The sequence below is a fragment of the Corynebacterium sp. 21KM1197 genome (assembly GCF_033783015.1).
GTDB lineage: Bacteria > Actinomycetota > Actinomycetes > Mycobacteriales > Mycobacteriaceae > Corynebacterium.
The window spans coordinates 1980913-2002340 of record NZ_CP123907.1; the positions used below are offsets into that span (position 1 = coordinate 1980913).

The 21428-nt window shown below is 65.4% G+C and carries 21 protein-coding genes and 1 tRNA gene; 16 read left to right on the forward strand and 6 right to left on the reverse strand.

Annotated features, from left to right (window positions below; translation table 11 throughout):
* The first annotated feature begins 113 nt into the window (after window positions 1–113).
* From OLW90_RS09630 to OLW90_RS09645, 4 genes are all read left to right on the forward strand, one after another.
* The gene (locus OLW90_RS09630; RefSeq protein ID WP_319649875.1) at window positions 114–1478 is read left to right on the forward strand and encodes a glycosyltransferase family 87 protein; all 1365 of its coding nucleotides are present in this window, start codon (window positions 114–116) and stop codon (window positions 1476–1478) included.
* Entirely contained in the window at window positions 1475–2926 is a 1452-nt protein-coding gene (locus tag OLW90_RS09635; RefSeq protein ID WP_319649876.1) for a glycosyltransferase family 87 protein, read from the forward strand. Before OLW90_RS09630 ends, OLW90_RS09635 begins: the two co-directional genes overlap by 4 nt.
* Before the next feature lie 167 nt (window positions 2927–3093).
* Entirely contained in the window at window positions 3094–3474 is a 381-nt protein-coding gene (locus OLW90_RS09640; RefSeq protein ID WP_319651875.1) for a DUF1304 domain-containing protein, read from the forward strand.
* Window positions 3475–3866: 392 nt separating this feature from the next.
* The gene (locus OLW90_RS09645; protein WP_319649878.1) at window positions 3867–4130 is read left to right on the forward strand and encodes a hypothetical protein; all 264 of its coding nucleotides are present in this window, start codon (window positions 3867–3869) and stop codon (window positions 4128–4130) included.
* Between the two features lie 33 nt (window positions 4131–4163).
* On the opposite strand, the gene OLW90_RS09650 is transcribed toward OLW90_RS09645, so the two are convergent.
* Complete coding sequence (locus OLW90_RS09650; protein ID WP_319649879.1) at window positions 4164–4820, reverse strand: hypothetical protein; 657 nt, start codon at window positions 4818–4820, stop codon at window positions 4164–4166.
* A 173-nt stretch (window positions 4821–4993) separates the two neighbouring features.
* Between OLW90_RS09650 and kdpF the strand changes: the two genes are divergently transcribed.
* Genes kdpF through OLW90_RS09680 form a run of 6 tightly spaced genes read left to right on the forward strand, consistent with a single transcriptional unit; the run spans window position 4994 to window position 12598 of the window.
* On the forward strand, window positions 4994–5086 hold the full coding sequence (kdpF, locus tag OLW90_RS09655; protein WP_319649880.1) for a K(+)-transporting ATPase subunit F: 93 nt from the start codon (window positions 4994–4996) through the stop codon (window positions 5084–5086).
* Entirely contained in the window at window positions 5083–6732 is a 1650-nt protein-coding gene (gene kdpA / locus OLW90_RS09660) for a potassium-transporting ATPase subunit KdpA (protein ID WP_319649881.1), read from the forward strand. The genes kdpF and kdpA overlap by 4 nt, the downstream gene beginning before the upstream one ends.
* Window positions 6729–8759 carry a potassium-transporting ATPase subunit KdpB gene (gene kdpB / locus OLW90_RS09665; RefSeq protein ID WP_319649882.1) on the forward strand — a complete coding sequence of 677 codons (2031 nt, stop codon included), beginning with the start codon at window positions 6729–6731 and terminating at the stop codon, window positions 8757–8759. The genes kdpA and kdpB overlap by 4 nt, the downstream gene beginning before the upstream one ends.
* Window positions 8756–9346, forward strand: coding sequence for a potassium-transporting ATPase subunit C (locus OLW90_RS09670; protein WP_319649883.1), 591 nt, complete (start codon window positions 8756–8758; stop codon window positions 9344–9346). Before kdpB ends, OLW90_RS09670 begins: the two co-directional genes overlap by 4 nt.
* A gap of 7 nt (window positions 9347–9353) precedes the next feature.
* On the forward strand, window positions 9354–11915 hold the full coding sequence (locus OLW90_RS09675; protein ID WP_319649884.1) for an ATP-binding protein: 2562 nt from the start codon (window positions 9354–9356) through the stop codon (window positions 11913–11915).
* Window positions 11915–12598 carry a response regulator gene (locus OLW90_RS09680; RefSeq protein ID WP_319649885.1) on the forward strand — a complete coding sequence of 228 codons (684 nt, stop codon included), beginning with the start codon at window positions 11915–11917 and terminating at the stop codon, window positions 12596–12598. Before OLW90_RS09675 ends, OLW90_RS09680 begins: the two co-directional genes overlap by 1 nt.
* A 2-nt stretch (window positions 12599–12600) precedes the next feature.
* Here OLW90_RS09680 and OLW90_RS11660 read toward each other — a convergent pair whose 3' ends face one another.
* Window positions 12601–12873, reverse strand: coding sequence for a type II toxin-antitoxin system RelE family toxin (locus OLW90_RS11660; protein WP_413464469.1), 273 nt, complete (start codon window positions 12871–12873; stop codon window positions 12601–12603).
* 70 nt (window positions 12874–12943) lie between these two features.
* Here OLW90_RS11660 and OLW90_RS09685 point away from each other — a divergent pair, with 70 nt between their 5' ends.
* Window positions 12944–13240: a type II toxin-antitoxin system Phd/YefM family antitoxin gene (locus OLW90_RS09685; RefSeq protein ID WP_319649886.1), complete on the forward strand. Its 297-nt coding sequence runs from the start codon at window positions 12944–12946 to the stop codon at window positions 13238–13240.
* 58 nt (window positions 13241–13298) lie between these two features.
* On the opposite strand, the gene OLW90_RS09690 is transcribed toward OLW90_RS09685, so the two are convergent.
* Window positions 13299–13371 (reverse strand) — tRNA-Thr (locus tag OLW90_RS09690).
* Between the two features lie 247 nt (window positions 13372–13618).
* On the opposite strand from OLW90_RS09690, the gene thrE reads away from it, so the two are divergent.
* The 4 genes from thrE to OLW90_RS09710 are packed head-to-tail and all read left to right on the forward strand — an operon-like array spanning window position 13619 to window position 17583.
* Window positions 13619–15124 carry a threonine/serine exporter ThrE gene (thrE, locus tag OLW90_RS09695; RefSeq protein WP_319649887.1) on the forward strand — a complete coding sequence of 502 codons (1506 nt, stop codon included), beginning with the start codon at window positions 13619–13621 and terminating at the stop codon, window positions 15122–15124.
* A gap of 46 nt (window positions 15125–15170) precedes the next feature.
* On the forward strand, window positions 15171–15551 hold the full coding sequence (locus OLW90_RS09700) for a hypothetical protein (RefSeq protein ID WP_319649888.1): 381 nt from the start codon (window positions 15171–15173) through the stop codon (window positions 15549–15551).
* A gap of 50 nt (window positions 15552–15601) precedes the next feature.
* Window positions 15602–17089: a trehalose-6-phosphate synthase gene (locus OLW90_RS09705; RefSeq protein WP_319649889.1), complete on the forward strand. Its 1488-nt coding sequence runs from the start codon at window positions 15602–15604 to the stop codon at window positions 17087–17089.
* On the forward strand, window positions 17086–17583 hold the full coding sequence (locus OLW90_RS09710; RefSeq protein WP_319649890.1) for a hypothetical protein: 498 nt from the start codon (window positions 17086–17088) through the stop codon (window positions 17581–17583). The genes OLW90_RS09705 and OLW90_RS09710 overlap by 4 nt, the downstream gene beginning before the upstream one ends.
* 18 nt (window positions 17584–17601) lie before the next feature.
* Here the strand turns inward: OLW90_RS09710 and OLW90_RS09715 are convergent, their stop codons facing one another.
* Both OLW90_RS09715 and OLW90_RS09720 read right to left on the reverse strand, forming a co-directional pair.
* Window positions 17602–18852 (reverse strand): HipA domain-containing protein, encoded by a 1251-nt coding sequence (locus tag OLW90_RS09715; RefSeq protein WP_319649891.1) that lies wholly within the window; start codon window positions 18850–18852, stop codon window positions 17602–17604.
* Window positions 18849–19187: a helix-turn-helix transcriptional regulator gene (locus OLW90_RS09720; protein WP_319649892.1), complete on the reverse strand. Its 339-nt coding sequence runs from the start codon at window positions 19185–19187 to the stop codon at window positions 18849–18851. The genes OLW90_RS09715 and OLW90_RS09720 overlap by 4 nt, the downstream gene beginning before the upstream one ends.
* A gap of 92 nt (window positions 19188–19279) precedes the next feature.
* On the opposite strand from OLW90_RS09720, the gene otsB reads away from it, so the two are divergent.
* Window positions 19280–20287, forward strand: coding sequence for a trehalose-phosphatase (gene otsB / locus OLW90_RS09725; RefSeq protein WP_319649893.1), 1008 nt, complete (start codon window positions 19280–19282; stop codon window positions 20285–20287).
* On the opposite strand, the gene OLW90_RS09730 is transcribed toward otsB, so the two are convergent.
* Window positions 20269–21369, reverse strand: coding sequence for a LacI family DNA-binding transcriptional regulator (locus OLW90_RS09730; RefSeq protein ID WP_319649894.1), 1101 nt, complete (start codon window positions 21367–21369; stop codon window positions 20269–20271). The two genes, otsB and OLW90_RS09730, sit on opposite strands and share 19 nt — an antisense overlap.
* Window positions 21370–21428 lie beyond the last annotated feature (59 nt).

Consider the following 21428-nt stretch of genomic DNA (forward strand, 5'->3'; position numbering starts at 1 on the left):
CTGGAGGCCATACCCCACCGGCTAACATCGGAGAGGTCCGTGGCGATAACACTCACAAGGGCTCCGCGAGCCCGTGAGAACTAGTCGCCTCCCATAGTGTGAAAAGTATCTGTATGCCGCGTCGCTCGCTCCACCGCACCCGGGTTTTTAGCCCCGCCACCTTGGTCTTTGCCCTGCTCTTTGGTGTGGCTAACGCCGCGATATGGTTCCACCGTCAATCCACCGATGATTGGGCCTCCCTGTGGATCGCGGGCGAGATGGTGGTGCGCGGGGATACCCACCTGCTCTACGACATCTGGGAAAAAGACTTTTCCCGCTGGACCGAGCGGGTGTGGTTGGCCTACGTGGAGGACAACCCCAACTACAACTTCCCCCACCCCTTCGTGCATATCCCGCTGGTGGCCTGGTTTACCTCCCTGCTCACCCAGATCATGAGTTACGGCACCTCGGAGGTGCTCCTCACCTTTGCCCAGGGATTCTGCCTGGTCACCCTCGTGGCCTCGGCGTACACGCTGTGGTTCAAAAGGCCCATGCGGTTGCCTCACCTCGCGGCGGCCACCGCCGTGTTGTGGCTCACCGCCGCCTTTCAGCTTTCCTCCAGTATCGGCCAGACCACCCCGCTCATCCTGGCGGCCATCGCCTATGGCCTGGCCATGGCGGCGCACCGTCCCCTGCTCTCGGGCTTCGTGCTGGGAATCGCGGCCGCTATCAAGCTCACCCCGCTGAGCCTGCTCGTTCCCCTCATCATATTCCGGGGGACCCGGCGCGCGGCACTGGTCACGGCGGCCACGGCGGCGTCGATAGTGCTGCTCTCGCTACTGCTCGCGGGCCCGGACGTATTCCAGGAGTGGATGAGCACCCTGTCCTGGCTCAATAGCAGCGGGATTGTGGACACGGTGAATCAGAGTTTTACCTCCGTGCTGCTGGAGCCCACCACGGAAACCACCATGCAGATGGGCAAGCGCACGGAAGAACTCCACGTGCCCATCGTGGCGGATATTCCGCTGTGGATCACCGCCATCTCGCGCGGCGCCACCATCGTGGGGCTGATCGGCGTGTGCTGGGCGGCGCTGCGCAACCGCGAGCGCGCCTTTGAGATCCTCTCCGTGGGTGGCTTCACCCTGGCCACCCTCACCGCGGGGATCATGTGGACGCACTACCTCATCATCGTGGCCCTGCCCATCATGGGCACCCTGGCGCTGACCCCCCGCCACCGCATCAAGGTGGTCTACCCCGCCCTGGCGCTCTTTACCGCCCTGCTCCTGCCGCCCTTTGCCCAAGAATCTCCGTTCTACGTGCCGTGGCTGGGGTTGGTTTCCCTCTCCCTGCACCTGATCCTCTTCCTCGTGGTGGTGGGCGCGCCGCGCACCCGGCGAAATGCTCCGCGCGCGGCCCGGCGCAGACGGAAAACTCCGCCCGCCGCCGCCATTCCCACGCCCGATTCCCAGCAGATAGATAAGGATCGCCTCGTAGCATGAGTTCTCCTGCGGCCTCTCCTCGCGCGCTCAGCCCCGCGATTCTCATCACGGCGGCCCTCCTGGGGATCGCCAATGCCCTGTTGTGGATCGCCCAGGCAGACAGCAGCAACCTCGGCACCATCTGGAAGGCCGGGGAGTTTGTCCGCGCCGGTGATACGTTCCGCCTCTACAACTTCTCCTCCTACCCCGATCAGCCCTTCCTCTACCTGCCGCTGCTTGCGGCGCTCACCGCGCCCCTCACCGCCGTGTTCTCCTTTGAGGTCGCGCAGTTCCTCCTGGTCCTGGCCCAGGGGTTCTGCCTGGTGCTGCTGGTGGCCAGCGCTTACGCCCTGTGGTTCAAGCGCACCATGCCGCTGGCCTGGTTGGTTCCCACCTCGATCCTGGCGTGGTTCAGCGCGGCCTTTCAGATGGGCAGCGCCACCGGCCACATCAGCGTTGTAGCCCTCGCGGCCGTCACCTGGGCACTCACCGCCACGCGCAGGCACGCGGTGCTCAGCGGACTGGTGCTCGGGGTGGCGGGTTCCCTCACTCTGACGCCGCTGGTGCTCGTCATTCCGCTGCTCCTGTGGTCGAGCACCCGTCTCGCCGGGGCCTGGGCCATCGTGGGGGCCGGGGCTGCGGTGGTGCTCTCCGCGCTGTCCACCGGGCTATTTAGCGTGCGCGAGTGGGTGGGTGCCCTGCGCGAGGTACTCGGCGGGGCCGTGATCAACAAGGAAAACCAAGCCTTTAGCGCCATCGTGATGGGCCACCGGGAACCCCTGCCTCGCGGCGTGGACACCCAGGTGCTTACCGAGGTCCCCGCCTGGCTTCACCTCGTCCCCCTGCTCGCGGCGCTGCTCATCGCCGCCGCCACCTGCTGGGTGGCGTGGCTCAACGCCCGATACGCCCAGGAGATTCTGCTCATCGGCTGGCTGTGCGCCGCCTACCTCGCCTGCCCCCTACTGTGGACGCACTCCCTGCTCTTCTTGGTGCTCCCCATCGCGGGAATCCTGGCGATGGTGCGCCCGCGCCGTTACCAGGACGCCCTGTGGACCCCGCTGGCCATCATCGCGCTGCTGCTCTTTTGGCCGCTCGCCTCCAGCACCAGCTTCGAGGATGATGGCATGGGAGTTCCCTGGGGTGGGCTCCTGGCCGCGCTGCTCATCACCGTGCTTTTCCTGCTCGCCGCAGCCGCCCCCACCAGGGAACCTGGCCGAGCACTCGGTGAATCCGCTCCCCTCTCCGATACCGCCGAAGCCACGGCGGAGGAGGCAGCGGATAGCCTCGTTGATGACGCCCCCAATATCCGGGAGTGGTACCAGCAGGGATCCCAGCGACTCCGGGAGGCCTGGCACCGGCGCACGGAACGCCACAGTCACAGGGAACCGCGCGCGGAATCCCGCAAGGAGAAGGACGAGGAGAAGGATTCCGCACGGGAGTCCCGGGACGCCGACTACGACCTGGATTAGCCTCTCCGGACGCATCGGGAATATCCGGGAATACACCGTTCGGCGGCGCTGTTAAGGTATAGAGGAATATCGTATTGTTCCCGCGCGTGGGGTTCTATCCGGCGTCTCTAAGCCGGAGGCTCATCCCCACCGCGGGCCTCTTTGTGGAAGGACTCCCCCGCCCCATCATGCTCATCGCTGGTTTTATCTTTGCCCTCCTGGCCGCCCTCGTGCACGTATTCATCTTCTACCTTGAGTCCTTCGCCTGGGAGGGCGATCGCGCCCGCGCGCTCTTTGGCACCACCCCGGAATCCGCGCGACTGACCAAGTTCAACGCCTATAACCAGGGATTTTATAACTTCTTCCTGGCGGTGCTGGTATTCGCCGGACTGGTGACGCTGCTGTGGAGCCGCACCGTGGGCATCACCCTGGCCCTGGCGGGCGTGACCCCCATGCTGGCGGCGGCCATCGTGCTGTTCGTCTCCTCCGTGCCGCACCGCCAGGCCGCCATCAAGCAGGGCTCCTTCCCGCTGCTGGCCATGATCTTCCTGGTTCTCGCCGCCGTATAACTCCGTATAACTCCACATAACGCCGTATCACTCACGATCCCCGCGCGGACTGCGCTAAAATGGGCCGGAGTTTCCAACACAAAAGGAGAACACATGTTGAGCGTGAGCTTGAGCCTTATCGACGTCGCGGGGGACATCATTTCCTATTCCCTCGCCGGGATCGGCAGCCTGCTGCCCGGTTTCCCGCCGGCACCGCCGCTGTCCTAAGCGGCGCCTCGCGGGCCTCCCCGCACAGAACCTCCCGGACTCACGCAACGCTGGAGCTCGGGAGGTTCTTCTTTTCCTCAAGGAATCACACACCCTTGTGCCCTCACCGCCTCTTCATTACGGTTGGTGGCCACGATCAAGGTTTATCGCGCAACCCCATCTCACAACCCATAAGGATGATGTCCGTGCGAAAGTTTCTCCAGAAGATCCGTCCCCTGCTCTGGCTCATTGGAGCCATCTGCGCGATCTTCACCATATGGTTCGCGCTCAAAGGAAACTACGCCATGGCCACAAACTTTGGCATCATCTCCACCATCGTGGTCGGCGTCCCGGAGATACTCTCCGAGGACATCAAGCCGAGCAATAAGCCCTTTCCCTCCGCTGAGGCCATAAGCCGCCACCAAAAGAAAATCCCACAAAGACCCTCGCGGAATCCGTCAATGAGCTAAGGGAGGAGTAATCCCCCAGCGGGGCTCAAACCCCTAGAATCCAGGGTTCCGGGCGGGCACCGAGAAGCCCTCGCCGCCCACCGCTATCTGCCGGGGCATCTCCCCGCGCGCCTCCCACTCGTCGAGCAGCTCGTCTAGCGCCATGAGCATGAGCAGGTATTCGGAGTGCTCGGTGCCGGAGTATCGCTCGGCGCAGGCTATCCAATCCGCCACGCTCCCCACCAGGGGAACCGAGCAGGTTCCCGCCACCCAGATCTCCTGCTGCGCCTCGATGAGCGCGCCGTCCTCCTTCCCCGGCGCGATCCCGCATTCCCGCAGGAACCAGGATTCATTCACATAGGCGCAGAACTCGCGTTTGATCTTGGCGGCCTGCTGGCTCGGCGCGATGTATTGCGCGGCATGAAAGCCGCCCCGCCTCACCACTATCCCGGGGTGGTGATATTCGCGGAACTCGATGATCGCCACGGCCTCGTCCATGTGCACCGCCATGAGGGAAAACGGGTGAGAATCATCGCGGGCGCAACTGCGCCAGTATTCCTCCCATTCCGCATCGGTACCCGCCACGGGGATCAGGCCGTGTCTCTCCTCTCGCACGGCCAGCCCCTCGGGGGTCTGCTCCATGCCGATCCGGGAGTTCCACTTGTTATTCAGAAAATCCCGGAACCCGGCCTTAATCTCCGCCGCTTTCATGCCCTCCACGGTGCCCACGGGAGCGATGGGCCGTCAAGATTCCGTTAAGAACCTCCCTCCCCCACCGCGCGCGGGCTTAGGTTGTTGCGCATGGTTAGTGATCTGTTCTTCCTCGCCCTCACCGGCGCGATCTTCTTCTGCCTGCTCCTGGCGGTGAAGGGGGTGGATTCCCTATGACGTGGGATAGCCTGGTGGGCCTGATTCTGGGGGTAACCGCCCTGGTGTACCTCGTGGTGGCCCTGCTGCGCCCGGAGGATTTCTCATGATCGCCGCGCTCTCCGGCGGCCTCACGGCCGCCCCGATTGTCCTGGTGCTGGCGGCCCTCTCCGCTGCGTACCTGCCGCTGGGTGGGTACATGGCGCGGGTTTTTAGCAGCCCGCACCACACCCGCCCGGAGCGGGCCCTGTATCGCCTGATGGGAATAGACCCGGATTCCCCGCAGCGCTGGCCGCGTTACGCGCTCAACGTCCTGGTGTTTTCCGCCCTGAGCCTGGTGGTGCTCTACCTCCTGCAACGCCTCCAATCCGCGCTGCCCCTGGCGCAGGGCATGGGGCCGGTAGCCCCGGATCAGGCGTGGAACACGGCTGCTTCCTTCATCACCAATACCAACTGGCAGTCCTATTCCGGGGAGTCCACCATGAGCCCACTCACGCAGATGATGGGCCTGGCGGTGCAGAACTTCCTCTCCGCGGCGGTGGGAATAAGCGTGGCCGTGGCCCTAATCCGGGGGCTCGCCTGCCGCGATGAGCAGGGGCACATCGGGCACTTTTGGGTGGACCTCACCCGCTGCGTGCTACGGATTCTCCTGCCCCTGGCCGCAGTGGCGGCGGTGATGCTGCTCTCCCAGGGGGTGATTCAGAATCTCCACGCGGCCGCCACGGTGACCACGTTCACCGGGGGCGAGCAGGTGATCCCGGGTGGGCCGGTGGCCTCCCAGGAGGCGATCAAGGAACTGGGTACCAATGGCGGCGGGTACTTTGGGGCAAATTCCGCACACCCGATGGAAAATCCCACGGCGCTGTCCAACATGGTGGAGATCTTCCTTATTCTGCTCATTCCGGTGTGCCTCACCCGCACCTTTGGGGTGATGGTGGGGGATCGTCGGCAGGGCTGGGCGCTGCTGGGGGCGATGAGCGTGCTGTTTAGTGCCTCCCTGGCGGCCGTGGTGGCGTCGGAAAGCATGAGCCTGGAGGGGCGGGAACTGCGCTTTGGCACCGTGCCCTCGGCATTCTTTGCGGTGGCCACCACCATGACGTCCACGGGCGCAGTGGATTCCTTCCATTCCAGTTACAGCCCGCTGGGCGGCGGGGTACTGCTGCTGAACATGCTGCTGGGGGAGATTTCCCCCGGCGGGGTGGGCTCCGGCCTGTACGGCATGGTGATCGTGGCCCTGCTCACGGTGTTTTTGGCCGGGCTCATGGTGGGCCGCACCCCGGAGTACCTGGGCAAGCGCATCGGCGTGCAGCAGATCATCAAGATCTGCCTGTATCTACTGGTCATGCCCGCCGTGGTGCTCGGCGGGGTGGCGCTCTCCGTGGTGCTACCCGGAACCCGCGCGAGCCTGTCCACCACCACGGATTCCCCGCACGCCTTCACAGAGTTGGTGTATGCCTTTGCCAGCGCGGCGAATAATAACGGCTCCGCCTTTGCGGGGTTCAACGCCGATACCCCGTGGTTCAACATCGCCCTGGGCTGCGCCATGCTGGCGGGCAGGTTTGTGCCCATCATCATGGTGCTGGCCCTGGCGGGATCGCTCGCCACGCAGGCCCCACGCCCGGCCACGGCGGGCACCATGCCCACGCACCGCCCGCTCTTCGTTGGGCTGGTGGTGGGGGTGGCGCTCATCATCGGCGCGCTCACGTTCTTACCCGTCCTTGTTCTCGGCCCGTTCGCGGAGGCCTTTTCCCTATGAACACCACGTCCTTTCTTTCCGCCCTGCCCTTAGCCGCGCGCAAACTCGATCCGCGCAGCCTCGTGCGCGTGCCCGTGCTCTTCCTCGTGGAGGTGGGCGCGGCGTTTACCCTGTTCATCGGGGTGATTCACCCCAGTTTCTTCACGTTCTTCCTCTCCGCGTGGCTGTGGGCCACCGTATTCTTCGGTGTGCTGGCCGAGGCCGTGGCAGAGGGGCGAGGCAAGGCCCAGGCGGCGTCGTTGCGCTCCTCGCAGGAGCACCTCACCGCCCGGCGCGTCCCCGCCGAGGCGCTTATCGACGCCCCCCTTTCCACAGGCAGCACAGTAGGCACAGTGGGCACAGTGGGCACAGTGGGCGCGGAGAGCCTGCGCCGGGGCGATCACGTGCTGGTGCTGGCTGGGGAGGTGATCCCCGCCGATGGTGACGTGGTGGCCGGTGCCGCCAGCGTGGACGAGTCCGCGATCACGGGGGAATCGGCCCCGGTGATTAGGGAATCCGGCGGGGATCGCTGCGCGGTCACCGGCGGCACCACGGTGCTCTCCGATCGGATCATCGTGCGCATCAGCAGCGAGCCGGGCCAGGGGTTTATGGATCGCATGATTGGCCTGGTGGAGGGCTCGCAGCGGCACAAGACCCCCAACGAGTTAGCGCTGGGCACGCTGCTGACGGTGCTCACCATCATTTTTACCCTGGTGGTGCTCACCCTGGCCCCGGTGGCGGCCTTTAACGGAGCCGCCCAATCCCCGGTGGTGCTGGTAGCGCTCATGGTCTGCCTCATTCCCACCACCATCGGTGCGCTGCTCTCCGCCATCGGGATCGCGGGCATGGATCGGCTGGTGGAGCGCAACGTCCTGGCCATGTCCGGGCGGGCGGTGGAGGCCGCTGGAGATGTGTCCACCTTGCTGCTGGATAAGACCGGCACGATCACGGTGGGAGATCGCCGCGCCGTGGCTCTGGTGCCGGTGGGCGGCACCCCGGAGGGGCGATCGGTGGTGGAACTGGCGGATTCCCTCTCCTGCCCGATTGATCCCCGGGATTATCCCGACCTCGCGTTCATTCCCTTTAGCGCGCAGACTCGCATGAGCGGGGCGCAGCTCAATCCCCGCGAGCGCATAGTCAAGGGTGCCGCCAGCGAGGTCTGCCAGGCGGTTCAGCGCCTCGGCGGCACGGTTCCCGGGCACGTGACCAAGATCGTGGAGGAGATCAGCGGCTCCGGCGGCACCGCCCTGGTGGTGGCGCGGCTTGCCTGCGATCCCACCACCGGCGAGGCCACCGATGCCGCGCTGCTGGGGGTGATTCACCTCAAGGACGTGGTCAAACCCGGTATGCCGGAGCGCTTTGCGCAACTGCGCCGGATGGGTATCCGCACGGTGATGATCACCGGCGATAACGCCCTGACCGCCCGCGCCATCGCCGCCGAGGCCGGGGTGGACGACGTGCTGGCGGAGGCCACCCCGGAGGATAAGTTGGCGCTGATCCGCAAGGAACAGGCCGCCGGGCACCTGGTGGCCATGACCGGGGACGGCACCAACGATGCCCCCGCCCTGGCGCAGGCGGACGTGGGCGTGGCCATGAACACCGGCACCACGGCGGCCAAGGAGGCCGGGAACATGATCGACCTGGATAGCGATCCCACCAAGCTCATCGACATCGTGCACATCGGCAAACAGTTGCTCATCACTCGTGGCGCGCTGACCACCTTTTCCATCGCCAATGACGTGGCCAAGTACTTTGCCATCATTCCGGCCATGTTCACCGCCGCCTTTCCCGGCCTGGAGGCACTGAACATCATGCGCCTGCACAGCCCGCAGACGGCCATCGTCTCCGCCGTGATCTTTAATGCCCTGGTGATCGTGGGCCTCATTCCCCTGGCCCTGCGCGGGGTGGCGTATCGCCCCCGCAGCGCGGCGGCCCTGCTGCGGCGCAACCTCACCATCTTTGGGTTAGGCGGCGTGCTGGTGCCGTTCCTGGGAATCAAGGCCATTGATCTTCTCCTCACCGCTTTAACCGGAGGTCTGCTCTCATGACGTCCCTTACTCCCTCCCGCGCGCTGCACACCGCCCGCACCAGCGGCGTGGCCCTGGCGCTATTCACCCTGATCCTGGGGGTGGCCTATCCCCTGTGCCTGGCCGGGTTCGGGGCCGTGGCGCTGCCGCACCAGGCGGCGGGTTCCCCGCTCTATGACCCCGCCGGGAACCCGCGTGGTTCCGCGCTGCTCGCGCAGCCTCCCCGGCCAGGAGACGATTCCTGGTTTTATCCCCGCCCCAGCGCGGGCGCGGGGCAGGCCTCCAATGCCTCGCCCGCCGACCCCGCCTATCGGCAGCAGGTGGAGGAGCGCCGCCGGGAGGTGGCCGCGCGGGAATCCCTGGCCCCCGAGGCGGTGCCGCCCGAGGCCCTGGCCGCCAGCGGCTCCGGGCTCGACCCCCACGTCTCGCGGGAATATGCTGAGGCCCAGGTGCCCCGGGTTTCCCGGCACACGGGTATCCCCGAGGCACGGCTGGGGGACCTCATTGCCCACAATATTGCCCGCAACCACCAGCGCGGTGGCCTGGTGAACGTGACCACGCTCAACGCCGCCGTGGCGCAAGAAGCCCAGGATATTGGTACTCGCTGAAGGAGGCGTGGTGAACGCGGCAGAGCGCTCTCCCCGGGGAAAGCTCAAGATTTATTTGGGATTTGCCCCCGGCGTGGGCAAGACCTGCGCCATGCTTCACGAGGCCCACGAGCTGGCCGCCCAGGGCCACCGCGTGCTGGTGGGCGTGGTGGAGGATCACGGTCGCCCGCGCACCGCCGCACTGGTGGAGGGCCTGGAGGTGCTGCCGCGCGCCGCGCGGGGGACGTCGATAAGCAACCAGTACGGGGAACTGGACGTGGAGGCGGTGCTGCGGGAGCGCCCCGAGGCCGTCCTGATAGACGAGCTGGCGCACACCGTGGTGGGCGGCGCGGATGCCCCGGAGGCCAAGCGCTGGCAGGACGTGCACCGGCTGCTCGACGCCGGGATCAACGTGCTGAGCACGCTGAATATTCAGCACGTGGAATCCCTCAACGACGTGGTCTTTGCCATCACCGGGGTGCGCCAGCGCGAGACGCTGCCCGACCGGGTGCTGCGCGAGGCCGATCAGATCGAGCTGGTGGATCTCTCCCCCGATACCCTCCGCGTGCGCCTGGCCCAAGGATTGATCTACCGGGAGGAGGCCGCCCAGCGCGCCCTGAATAATTACTTCCGTCTGGGGAACCTCACCGCGCTGCGGGAACTGGCCCTGCTGTGGCTGGCGGACAAGGTGGAGGAGGGCATGGCCCAGTACTGCGCGGAGCAGGGCATACAGGCCTCCTGGCCCACCCGCGAGCGCGTGGTGGTGGGGGTATCCGGCGCGCCAGGCTCCGAGGCGCTGGTGCGGCGCGGGGCGCGCATCGCCGGACGGGTGGCCGACCGAGAACTGGTGGTGGTGCACGTGACCGTGGCGGACGCCCCCACCCCCTGCGACCCTACGGACCTGCGCCGCTTGCAGCGCCTCACCGAGGATCTGGGCGGGGCCTGGCGGGTAATCTCCGGCGATGACGTGGCCGATACCCTCCTGGGCTTCGCCCATACCCAGGGGGCCTCGCAGTTGGTCATCGGCTTAGGGCCCCGCCGCCTTCGCCCATGGTGGCTCTCCTCGCGGGGCGTGCAACTCAGCCGCCAGATCATCAACCAGGCCGGGCAGGTGGACGTGCACATCGTGGCCTCCCCGGAGGGGCACCAGGAGAGTTACCGAGGGGGTGCCGCGGGGGCGTCGGCAAGCGCCACCGGCTACCTGGGGGCGAGGCGGCGCGCGCTGGGCTGGGCGCTAGCGGTGGGCGCTCCCCCGCTGGTCACGCTCGCGCTGCTGCGGCTTAATCCCGGGCCGGACTACCTGGGCGCGGTGCTGCTGGGATACCTCACCATCGTGGTGTTCGCCGCGCTAGCCGGGGGCCTGCGCCCGGCGCTGCTGGCGGTGGTTTCCGGTTCCCTGCTGGTCAATTGGTTCCTCACCACCCCGGAGCGCACGCTCACCATCACGGAGCCGGAATCGCTCATCAGCATCGTGTTCTTCCTCATCGTGGCGGTGTGCGTGGCCTGGATCGTGGACGTGGCGGCGCGCCGCACACACCAGGCGCAGCAGCGCCAAAACCAGGCGATCATCCTGGGTGATCTGGCGCGCGGTGCCCTCCACGAGGGCGATGACCTCCCCTCCCTGCTGCGGCACATTCAACAGACGTTCTCCCTGGATAGGGTGGATATTCAGCGCCGCTCCCCCGGTAGCCACCAGTGGGTGACCCTGGAATCCACCGCCGAACGGGGCCTGGGCGATACCTGGGATCCCGGCCGCGACGGGCACGTGGAACTCGGCCCCTTCGTGCGCCTCATGCTCGCGGGACGAGACATCACCCCGGAACAAACCGCCATGATCGAGGCCCACGGCGCGCGCATTACCGCCCTGATGGATAGGCAGGAGATCGACGCCGCCCGCACCGCCGCCGCGGCCCTGGCTACCAGCAACCGCGTGGGCTCCGCCCTGCTCGCCGCCGTCTCCCATGACCTGCGCACGCCCCTAGCCAGCATTAAGGCCGCCGTCTCCGGGCTCCTGCTTGGCGACGTCCCCCTCCCCGCCCAGGCGCGCACCGCGCTGATCGAAAGCATCGAGGAATCCGCCGACCGGCTAGAAACCGTGGTGGGCAACCTCCTGGATATGAGCCGCCTTAACTCCGGGAGCATCACCGTGCACCGTCGCCCGCTCAAGCCCGCCGAGGTGATCGCGGCGGTGCTCCAGGAGCAGCCCGAGTACCGCGCGGAGGTCAGCGTGGAGATACCCCGCGACCTCCCCGTGGTGCTCGGAGATCACGGGCTGCTGCAACGCTGCCTGGCCAACCTCCTGCGCAACGCCTTTACCCACGGGGCCACACCCGTGCTGGTGCAGGCCCGCGCGCGGGGCGATTCCGTGGAGATTCAGGTGATCGATCACGGCCCCGGTATCCCTGCCGAGCAGCGCGAATCCCTGTTCACGCCCTTCCTCAACCGCAACGATACCGGCGCGGGCCTTGGGCTCGGCCTGGCCGTGGTACAGGGCTTCATCGAGGCCATGCACGGCGCGATCCGCGTGGCCGATACCCCCGGCGGCGGCACCACCATGACGCTGAGCCTGCCCCAGGAGGAGGTGCGCTGATGGGTTCTCGCATTTTAGTGGTGGAGGACGATGCCGCCCTGGCCCGCGTGGTGCTCATCCACCTGCGCGCCCGCGACTATGACGTCGCCGTGGCCACCACCGCCGCCGAGGCCCTGCGTGCGGCCCGCGAATGGCAACCCCACGCCCTGCTGCTCGACCTGGGGCTTCCCGACGCCAGCGGGCTCACCGTCCTGCGCTCCCTGCGCGCATGGAGCGAGGTACCCGTGCTCATCATCTCCGCCCGCCACGATCACGAGGGCAAGATCAACGCCCTGGACGAGGGCGCGGACGACTACGTGACCAAGCCCTTCTCCATGGGCGAACTCCTCGCCCGGTTGCGCGCCGCCCTGCGGCGCTGCCCCGCCCCCGAGGCCGTTCCGGTGGTGAGTACCGACGATGGGCGGCTGAGCATCGCCCTCGCCCGGGCCCAGGTGCTGCGCGAGGGCCAACCGGTGCACCTCACCCCGCACGAATGGGGCGTGGTGGCCTACCTCGCCGGACACGCCGGGCAACTGGTGCGCAAGGCCGACCTGCTCAAAGCAGTGTGGGGCGAGAACTACGAGCGGGAGACGAATTATCTGCGGGTGTACCTCTCCCAGGTGCGCCAGAAACTCGAAGCCGACCCCGCCCACCCCCGGCACTTCCTTACCGAGGCGGGAATGGGGTATCGGTTTGTGGGGTGACATTAAACGTCATAGACGGCCCCTCGCGGGGCCACCCGCGTGATCCTCACCGTGACCACGTTGTCATGTATGGAGTAGAGCACCCGCCACGTGCGCACCCTCATCCGATACTCTTCCCTCCCGGTTAGTTTTTTCACCCCATCTGGCCTGGGATTAATACCCAAAGACTCAATCGCTCCCAGGATTTGGCTGTACAACTTGGGGTCACTTCTATGCAGCCTCTTGAGATCCTTGTGCACCTGGCGGGCAAGGACCACCTTGTAACGCCGCATCATTCAACAACACTCCAAATAGTACAAACCGTACAAAGTGACGTAAGAGTACAAAGTGGTTACCCTTAACCCCATGAGCACTGCCATAACCCCCACCGAACACATGAGCCTCCCCCTCGCAGAACTTCGCGCCAGCATCGGGGAGATCGTCAATCGCGTCCGCCTCACCGGCCAACGCGTAGAAATCACCCGAAATGGCACCCCTGCCGCCATCATAGTCCCGCTTGAGGACATCAAGACCCTAGAGCGGCTAGAAGAACAAGCAGATCTCATTGCCCTAGAACACGCCCGCCTCACCAACAACGACGAGGGGAACATCACCCTGGAAGAACATCTGGCCGAGGTGGAAGCGGGTAGGCAAGACGATTAATTTTTGGACACTTGAGGGTTATGCACCCTCACTCCTTGCCCATTCCCCCTGGTCAGAGAGCTGGAGACGAGACTTGAACTCGCAACCTACGGTTTACAAGACCGTTGCGCTACCAATTGCGCCACTCCAGCACCGATACGCCGCTGCGAACCTACGCAAAAGTACGCGCAGCCGTATCGCCTGCACATGCTACAGGATCGCTCCACCGCCCACCCCACCACACCCCTCATTCCCGCCACTGCCTGCCCGTATGCAGCCGCCACGGCACCCCGCTAAAGTTTCTTCCACTACCGGCGGGCACCACGCCTGCCCCACAGTCCCGGAGAACCCGGAAACACCGCCCTGAATAACACCCCCTACCCCAGAAAGGCCGCGAGAGTGCCCACCATCCGCGAACGGTTCAGCGCCTGGCGCAATCAGTCTCCCCACGCGGCCACCATTGATACCGCCAAGGCCGCTCCCCCGCCGTCCCCCCTGGCCCCGGTTGATCTGACGGACTATAACCAGGTGGCCGGGGTCATGGATTTGGCGGCCCGGATCGGGGACATTCTGCTGTCCTCCGGGACGTCGAATAGCGATACCAAGGCGCAGATGCACGCGGTGACCTCGGCCTATGGCCTGTGGTGGTGTCATGTGGACATCACCATGAATAACATCACGGTCTCCACGCAGATCGGCACCACGCGGAAGTCCCCGGTGACGGTGTTCCGCGTGGTGCGCACTCTCACCACCGATTTTTCACGGCTTTCTGCGGTAGACCGTCTGATCCGCTCGATCCAGGCGGGGGCCACTCCACCGGAGATCGCGGAGCGGATTCTCGATGATATTGAGGCCCAGCCCACCGCCTATGGCCCCATGACCTCCATTTTCGGCTGGGGTCTCATGGGCGGCGCGGTGTCGGTGCTGCTGGGCGGTACGGCCCTGGTGGCGGCCATTTCCTTTGTCGCCTCCATTTCCATCATGGCGATGAGCCTTTTCCTCTCCAAACACCATCTCCCGGTGTTTTTCCAAAACGTCATTGGTGGAATTATCGCCACCATTCCGGCGGCTCTTTCCTATGCTGCAGCGGCGGAGTACGGGGTGGAGTTGCGCCCGAGCCAGATCGTGGCCTCGGGAATCATCGTGATGCTGGCCGGTCTGACGCTGGTGCAATCCCTCCAGGATGGCATTACGGGCGCGCCGGTGACGGCCAGCGCGCACTTTTTTGAAACTCTCCTTTATACCGGCGCCATTGTGGCGGGCGTGGCCATTGGCCTGCAATTATCCTCCTATGTGGGCATTGCCCTACCGCCAATGGAATCGGTGGCGGCACCCAATCCCGCGCCCGCCAGCGTGCGGGTATTGGCGGGAACCGTGGCCTCGGTGGGCTTTGCCATCGCGTGTTATGCGGAATGGTCGGCGGTAATACTTTCCGGTATTACCGCCATGACGGGCTCCATTTTCTATTACTTCATTTTCTCTCCGCTGGGCATGTCCACGGTGATGGCCGGCTCGATGGCCGCCGTGGTGATCGGCTTTGCCGGTGGCCTTTTGGCGCGTCGTTTCCAGGTGCCCCCGCTGATTATCGCCATTGCCGGTATTACCCCGTTGCTGCCCGGTCTGGCGGTGTATCGCGGCATGTATGCGGCGCTCAATGAGCAGATGTTGGTGGGCTTTACCAATATCGCCACGGCCCTGGCCATCTCCTGCGGCCTGGCCGCCGGCGTGGTCCTCGGCGAATGGATCGCGCGGCGGGTGCGTCGCCCGCAGCGCTTCAACCCGTATCGGGGTTTCCGCGTCGCCGGGCGCGCCACCTTGCAGTCCGGGCAAACCCGCGAGCAGGCGCGGCGGCGAGGCTATCGACGCCGCCAGGGTGGCGTCGATAAGCAAGAACCCGACGCATAGCGTACAATCGTGTGCCTGAGTATTGCCCTACGCACCAGGAGGATTCGTGCCGCCCAAGGTTACTGATACCCGTCCGAGCGCCGAGACCCTGCACCGGGTCGAGAAGGAGACGGCCGCCGCCGCGCGCCGTATCGTGGCGAGTTACGCCGAGAACATGCTCGATGGGGTGACCCTGATGTCCATGCTCGGCGTGGAGCCTGCGGGCCTGGTGTACCGCAAGTTTGAAGAGGAATACAAGGAGCCGGAGCCCAAGAAGGCCACCAAGCGCACCCGGAAGTCCACCAAAAAGACCACGGCTAAGAAGTCCACCGCAAAAAAGACCACCAAGAAAACCACCAAAAAGACGACTAAAAAGACCACGAAGAAAACTACGGCTAAGAAAACCGCTAAAAAGGCCACCGCAAAAAAGACCACTAAGAAGGCCTAAGTTTTCCGTCTAGCGCGCGGTGTTAAGGGGAGGCGACTAGCCTGAACAGCATGGGTGAAAGCAACAATAACTTCGTGGTGGTGGCCAACCGGCTACCGGTGGATATGCAACGCGCCGAGGACGGCTCCCCCCGCTGGGTACCCAGCCCCGGCGGCCTGGTTTCCGCGCTCTCCCCCGTCCTGGAAAGCCACGAGGGCTGCTGGGTGGGTTGGCCTGGGGTTATTGAGGAATCCCCCGAGCCTTTCCACACCGAATCGGGCGTGCTGCTCTACCCCGTGACACTCTCCGCAGAGGATTACCGCGATTTCTACGAGGGCTTCTCCAACGCCACCCTGTGGCCGCTGTACCACGATCTCATCGTGACCCCGGAGTTCCACCGCGAGTGGTGGGCCGCCTACCGGGAGGTAAACCTCAAGTTCGCCCAGGCCGTGGCGCACGTGGCCGCCGAGGGGGCCACCGTGTGGGTGCAGGATTACCAACTGCAATTAGTGCCCGGGATTCTGCGCCAAATGCGCCCCGACCTCACCATCGGATTCTTCCTCCACATTCCGTTCCCCAGCCCCGACCTTTTCCGCCAGCTCCCCTGGCGCGAGGAGGTCATGCGCGGGCTGCTCGGCGCGGACATCATCGGCTTCCACCTGGAGGACAACGCGCGCAACTTCCTCACCCTCGCCGCGCAGGTCTCCGGCTCCGCGGGCACCCACACCGGGCTGCCCGATACCCTGCGCACCAGCGGCGAGGTATCCACCCGCGCGATCACCGCGCACGTCACGGCTCCCGACGGCCGCCCCGTCGGCGTAGGGGCCTTCCCCATCTCCATCGACGTCGCCTCCGTCCCCCGCCCCGAGCCCGAGGAGGTCGCCGCGCTGCGCCGCGACCTGGGCGACCCCGATCTCATCCTGCTCGGCGTGGATCGCCTGGACTACACCAAGGGAATCTTGCAGCGCCTCCGCGCCTACGAGGAACTGCTCGCCGGGGGCGCACTGCCACCCAAGACCGTGTTCCTCCAGATCGCCACGCCCTCCCGCGAGCGCATCGAGCACTATCGCCGCACCCGCTCCCGCGTGGAGGAGGCCGTGGGCCGGATCAACGGCCAATACGGCACGCCGGGGCACCCGGTGGTGGAATACCTGCACCGCTCCGTGCCCAAGTCCACCCTGGCCACGTATTACGCGGCGGCGGACATCATGCTGGTCACCCCGTTCAAGGACGGCATGAACCTGGTGGCCAAGGAGTACGCGGCGGCGCACCCGGACGGCAGCGGAGCCCTGGTGCTCAGCGAGTTCGCCGGGGCCGCCGAGGAGTTCCCCGAGGCCTACCTATGCAACCCCTTTGACCTGGAGGCCATCAAGCGCAGCATTCACCAGGCCGCCACGGACCTACGCACCGCGCCCGACGACGCCCGCGCCCGCATGACCGCCATGCACCGGCAGGTGCAGGAGCACGACGTGAACCTCTGGGCGCAGTCCTTCCTGGATAGCCTGGCTAAGGCTCATACGGCCTCCGCTGATTCTGCCCTCCCCTCGGAGGCACGATGACGCTCCGGTCTGGTACCCGCACTGCGGTTCTCAGCGGTATCACTGGCCTTGCCCTCGCCAGCGCGCTCACCGCCTGCTCCACCGATCACGATGAGATCGTGGGCCCCACCTGGCAGGTCACCGGCCTCTACCTCGATCCGCAGGACAGCGGGGATCTCCCCGCCAGCGCGGCGGGGCTCGCCGCGTTCTCCTTTGGTGAGACCACCGTCACCGGCTCCACGGGGTGTTCCCGGATTCGCGGAATCGTGCACTTTAGCAAAGAGGGCTCCATCTCCGCCGCGCGGGAGGCCGATACCCTGGCCTTTGAGCAGATCGACGTCGAGGAGGTCACCGAGGATTGCCAGGGCGGAGTCGCCCACGTGGACTCCACCCTGCGCAGCCTCCTCACCGGGGAATACGAGCTTTCCCAGCCCTCCGAGGCGGAACTGGTGCTCACGCAGCGCTCCACGGCCGTGGACGCCCCAGCCATTCGGCTCACCACGGACGCGGGGTAGCTCATAGTGCGTCTGCGCCTATCCAGGTAGGCGCTCCTCTACCGTCCGCACGGTATCCATGATCTTATTCTTCATCTCCGTTGAAGCACCGTGTCGAGCCAAGGAATCCGCCACCGCATCGGGTGTACGGCTCCATACCTCCGCCACTATCGCCAATACCCTTTCTGCATCCTGGCCGGACTTCTCCGCGTAATACCGCCAATCCCGCTCCTGAACCTGCTGCCCGTGATATTGCTTGCCCACGCTCAACGCCAGTTCCTGGCTATACGCTGGATAAGCAGCAACGGATAAAAGATCATATGCCGGTGCCAGCCGGTTCCCCAGGGGAGTGATGAGAATGGAGTGATTCTTCGCGTGAGCATCGGCATTGCCAATGGCGACGTTAAAAGCCAGCAGTCGATTGAACTGATCCACGTCCCCTTCAGGATCAACCACATGCTCCCGCAGAAACGGAATAATGTTCCGCAATGCAGGCCCTTTTTCCTTTTGATACTTTGCTTGCGCTCGGTACCCTAAAGCCTGAGCAAAGTCCTCTTGGTGGATTCTCACGATACGGCCGCGCTGGTCACGCACCCTGTCATATCTTCTGGTCACAAATACTCGTTGCCCACCAATATTCTCCACCGCCGAGGCGCTAGTTCTAATCCCCACCGCAGCCGCCGCATTCATCATCGCGGCCTCATTGATGTCAATGTCGGTAAGATTTTCAGGCGCAGGCTTTAGGATATGCGTGGAGGGCATATCTCCATACGGCATTCGCCAACCATCGACGTCCCGATACAGACCCAACTTCGGCTGTTGCCCGGCAAGAGAGATCCTCGGCGCGTATGCCGTATTAGGCATAGCACCCCGGTGTGCGCGCAGATCCGCCAAGAAGGCTCCCACTTCCTCATCGGTGAGCGCGATACTACTGCGGAATCCGTGCGGTCTCTTCCCCGCCGGCACAAACCTCGCCGCACCCGCCACATCCTCCCCCACCACCGCCAAAACGGAGGTGGGATCGGTAATATCCATTCCCCGATAGCGCTTCTGCCAGTCCTCCAGAGTCACGGTGTTCTCCGGAAGCAACGCCTCCAAGTATCGCCTAGTTTTCTTAGCATTATGCGGACGCTCTTGCAGCGGCATGGATAGGGACAAAGAAAAAGAGCCCTTGCTTGCCAACCACCGACGGGTATAAGTAAGTTCCGGCACCATCGCGGCTCCATCGGAACGATGCCTAATCATTCCCGCGTGTACACCAGCAAGATAGAGGTCAAGGTCAACGCTCATATATCATCCGTCCACAAATGCGCCTGAGAAAGATCCGGCGGAGAAAACTCCTCAGAGAAAATACTTTTTAGCGGCCCAATCGCCCTCGCAATGGCAAAGAACTTTTCCTCCGCTACCCCCGGGTGCCCGTTTTCCAGGCGGGATAGGGTGCGCTGGCTCATGCCGGTTTTCTCCGCCAGGGCCACCTGTGTGAGGCCATGTTCCTTTCGAGCCTGGGCCACCTCCCGCCCTAAACGCTGGCGCACGTACACCGGCAGGTATGGCTCGATCACGCCCTGCAACGCTCGCACGCCTGCCGCCTTTCCTCGGGTGTAGAGGGTAATAATGTTCTCCAAGAACCCACATCGTACACCATATTTACGCAGGTCACCGGCCCGAGCCTCCTGTTCGAACGGCCTCGCCACGCCCATTCGGTACCGTGGTTTTCATGTCTTTGAGCAGCACCGTCTCCCCCGTCGCCCAGGCACCGCGCCTCCTGGTGGTCAGCGATTTCGATGGCACCCTCGCCGGTATCAGCGAGGACCCCATGAACGTCCCCGTGGAGGCCACCTCCATCGCGGCGCTCTCCGCCCTCGCCGGTATGCCGGATACTCGGGTATTCATTCTCAGCGGCCGCAACCTTGCCCAATTGGACGTGGTGTGCCCCACCAAGCCCCCGATTCTGCGGGTGGGTTCGCACGGCGCCGAGCCCGAGGGCCACGAGGCCACGCTCACCCCCAAGCAGCGCGCGGCTCTCGACGCCCTCGCTGCCGAGCTAGAATCCCTGTGCGAGGGGGTGGAGGGAGCGTTCGTGGAGTATAAGCCCTACCAGCGGGTATTCCATTACATTCGGGTGCGCGACGAGGCCCTTATGCGGCGCTTGCTCGACGAGGTGGCCGCCCTCGATCCCCGCGGCACGCACGTGACCTGGGGCAAGCGCGTGGTGGAGTTTTCCGTCTCCACCGCCACCAAGGGCACCTGGCTCAGCGAGGACATCGCCCGCTGGCAGCCACAGGCCACGGTATTCCTGGGCGATGACACCACCGACGAGCACGGCTTTGAAGTTCTCGGGGAGAATGACCTTTCCGTCAAGGTCGGCCCAGGAGACACGGTGGCCAACACCCGCGTGAGCACCATCGCGGAGGTGGGCGAACTCCTACACGCCCTGGCGCACACCCGCGCCGAGCGTATCGACGTCGCCACGCTCACCCCCGAGCAGCGCTACCACCTCGCCGCTGCGGAAATGGCGGCGGTGCTCGCCCAGGTGGGCCCGGAGCACGAGGAGCCGGCCCGAGCCGCCCTCGCGCCGCTGCTAGGAGATACCAACGCCCCCACCGCCGATTGGGCCGCATGGAGCACAGACCCGGCTCACGCGGACGCAACCCCGGAGATCATGGAGCGCGCGCACTCCCTCGCCGCCAAGGTCGGGGCACGCACCTACTTCCCCGCGCTATAACCGCGCGGCGCGGCCACGGTGCGTCCCGGGAAAAACTCCGTGGGCAGGATTGTGCGGTGCACTGTCTGCGGTTCCGGCTCCTGATCCAACTCCAGCAACGCGGTTCCCGCCGCCACCCCTTTCATGCGGTTGGGCTGGATCACCGTGGTCAGCCCCTCCCGCAGCGCGGAAGCCACGCCGTCAAAGCCGGTCACGGAAAGGTCCTCCGGTATCCGCCAGCCCCGTTCCTGGGCATAGGCCAGCACCCCACCGGCCATCGAGTCCGTGGTGCACAGCACGGCGGTGAGTTCCGGGTGTGTGCTCAGCAGTTGCTCAGCGGCGGAGCGGGCACGGGGGGCGTCGTTAATATGCCTGGTGACCACCGGGACGGTAGCCGGATCTATCCCCGCCTCCGCGAACACATCCAGCGCCCCGCACACGCGGTCGCGCTGAATGTGCAGGCTAGCCTGAGGCAGATCATCATGACGGATAAAGCCATCCACGGGATCTCGGTGCAGGCGAATCGCCAGGATGCCTATGCGACGGTGCCCCGCCTCCACCAGCGCACGCGCGGCGGGAGCGATGGCCTGCCGGTCATTAATCCCCACGAAGGGCACGCCCTCGATGGTGGTGGGTTGGCCGCAGATCACGGTGGGCAGCCGACGATCCAACACCGCGCGCAGATCGGGATCGTCCTCCGCCACCGAATACACCACGAAGCCGTCCACCGCCGCCCCCGCCACAAGGCCGGTGCGGCGCTGCCCCTGCGCGCCCACCGGAATGAGGGTGAGCGAGGTTTCATAGTCCGCGCAGGCCTCCGCCACCCCTGCGAGGAAATCCACGGAGGGCTGATCATCAAAGGCGTAGGTGAGATCCTCAGTGAGCACCACGCCGATGGCTCCGGCGCGGCCGCTGCGCAGGCTGCGCGCGGTGGGGTCTGGGCCCGCGTAGCCGCGCGCCTGGGCCACGGCCAGAATCTTGGCTCGCAACTTGGGCGATAGTTGCTCCGGGCGGTTATAGGCGTTGGATACCGTGGTGCGGGATACACCCAACTCTGCGGCGAGGGAGGCCAAGGTGGCCTTGGGGGCGTTCCGGCGGGACATAGAGGCAGGATAGCACTGGTGGGGTGGGATACCGCCTGCCGACGAAGTCTCCTTGCAAC

Bases quoted from the DNA above. Each gene is read 5' to 3' on its own strand.
- OLW90_RS09635 (WP_319649876.1), top strand. From the start codon at position 1,475: ATGAGTTCTCCTGCGGCCTCTCCTCGCGCGCTCAGCCCCGCGATTCTC.
- kdpA (WP_319649881.1), top strand. From the start codon at position 5,083: ATGATCGCCGCGCTCTCCGGCGGCCTCACGGCCGCCCCGATTGTCCTG.
- kdpF (WP_319649880.1), top strand. From the start codon at position 4,994: ATGACGTGGGATAGCCTGGTGGGCCTGATTCTGGGGGTAACCGCCCTG.
- OLW90_RS09710 (WP_319649890.1), top strand. From the start codon at position 17,086: ATGACGCTCCGGTCTGGTACCCGCACTGCGGTTCTCAGCGGTATCACT.
- kdpB (WP_319649882.1), top strand. From the start codon at position 6,729: ATGAACACCACGTCCTTTCTTTCCGCCCTGCCCTTAGCCGCGCGCAAA.
- OLW90_RS09705 (WP_319649889.1), top strand. From the start codon at position 15,602: ATGGGTGAAAGCAACAATAACTTCGTGGTGGTGGCCAACCGGCTACCG.
- OLW90_RS09670 (WP_319649883.1), top strand. From the start codon at position 8,756: ATGACGTCCCTTACTCCCTCCCGCGCGCTGCACACCGCCCGCACCAGC.
- OLW90_RS11660 (WP_413464469.1), bottom strand. From the start codon at position 12,873: ATGATGCGGCGTTACAAGGTGGTCCTTGCCCGCCAGGTGCACAAGGAT.
- OLW90_RS09640 (WP_319651875.1), top strand. From the start codon at position 3,094: ATGCTCATCGCTGGTTTTATCTTTGCCCTCCTGGCCGCCCTCGTGCAC.
- otsB (WP_319649893.1), top strand. From the start codon at position 19,280: ATGTCTTTGAGCAGCACCGTCTCCCCCGTCGCCCAGGCACCGCGCCTC.
- OLW90_RS09715 (WP_319649891.1), bottom strand. From the start codon at position 18,852: ATGAGCGTTGACCTTGACCTCTATCTTGCTGGTGTACACGCGGGAATG.
- OLW90_RS09650 (WP_319649879.1), bottom strand. From the start codon at position 4,820: ATGAAAGCGGCGGAGATTAAGGCCGGGTTCCGGGATTTTCTGAATAAC.
- OLW90_RS09630 (WP_319649875.1), top strand. From the start codon at position 114: ATGCCGCGTCGCTCGCTCCACCGCACCCGGGTTTTTAGCCCCGCCACC.
- OLW90_RS09685 (WP_319649886.1), top strand. From the start codon at position 12,944: ATGAGCACTGCCATAACCCCCACCGAACACATGAGCCTCCCCCTCGCA.
- OLW90_RS09680 (WP_319649885.1), top strand. From the start codon at position 11,915: ATGGGTTCTCGCATTTTAGTGGTGGAGGACGATGCCGCCCTGGCCCGC.
- OLW90_RS09730 (WP_319649894.1), bottom strand. From the start codon at position 21,369: ATGTCCCGCCGGAACGCCCCCAAGGCCACCTTGGCCTCCCTCGCCGCA.